General features: G+C 70.9%; 1 protein-coding gene. It reads right to left on the bottom strand.

Features of this window, described 5'->3' with window-relative positions; genetic code table 11:
* A partial coding sequence (locus JNG39_RS21090) for a phosphopantetheine-binding protein (RefSeq protein ID WP_368313926.1) occupies nucleotides 1-1,085 on the bottom strand: 1,085 nt, incomplete at both ends.

Genomic DNA, 1,085 nt, shown 5'->3' with positions numbered 1-1,085 from the left:
GTAGCGATTCACGTCCCAGCGCCACGTGGGCACCTCGGTCACCGCGTCGTGGCCCTCGGCCAACCGCTGCCAGAACGTCTCAAGGTCCGACGCGCCCGGATAGCGTCCGGCCATGCCGACGATCGCGATCGGCTCGCCACCCTTGCGTGGCGCACGCGTCGGCGTCGGCGCCGCGGCGGCACGCTGCACCGGGGCCGGCGGCGGCGATGCGGGCTTCGTTTCCGCCGTCGGTGCGACCTGCGCCGGCGTCTCCGCCCGGCGGGCTTTCAACTCGCCGGCGAGGTAGCGGGACAACTGATGCACGTCCGGGAAATCGTAGATGCGCGCCGCGGGCATCTGCAGCCCATAACGTTGGTTGATCGTGCGTACCCATTCCACGCCGATGATCGAGTCCAGGCCCATCTCGGCGAACGGACGATGCGGTTCGACCTCCGCCACGTCCATGTACAAGGCATCGGCGAGCGAACGGATGAGCTCACGCTGCATCCGCGCCAGGTCCACGCTGGTCTCGGCGGTGGGTGCGGGCGGCGTCGGCTGCGCAGGCGATGCCGTAGGCGTCGCTGCACGCTCGACCGGCGCGGGCGCCGCGGCCGGCGAAGCCACCGACGACCGATCGGACGACAGGCGTGCGAGGACGATACCTGCCGGCTTGTCCACGCTGCCGGCCGGCGTCGCACGCACGGAGTCGGCGGGTGCCGCAAGGGTGCGGCGAACCGGAACCCGCGTCTCCGCGGGCGCCGCCGCGATCCAATGCACGTCGCGAGCGAAAGGATAGCCAGGCAATGCGATGCGCCGTGGCGGCACCGCGCCGAACAACGCGGCCCACGGCAGCGCGTAGCCCTGGCAGAACAGGTCGGCCAGCGCAAGGAGCGCATCGTCCATGCCTGCCTCGACGGACGGATGGCCGGCGGCCACGCGCTCGATGAGCGCCTGGCCGTGTTCATGCAGTGATTTTTCTCCGACGAAGTCGCGCGGCACCGTCGCGCGGAACACCTGGTCGGACTGTTCGCCCGCGGCAGCGCACTCGAGCAGGCGGATCGCATCGTCCGCGTCCTGTGCGACCACCACGCAGCGATGGGAAAACG

It is taken from the genome of Luteibacter sp. CQ10, from assembly GCF_040900725.1.
GTDB lineage: Bacteria > Pseudomonadota > Gammaproteobacteria > Xanthomonadales > Rhodanobacteraceae > Luteibacter.
This window is presented reverse-complemented; position numbering and strand designations above follow the sequence as displayed.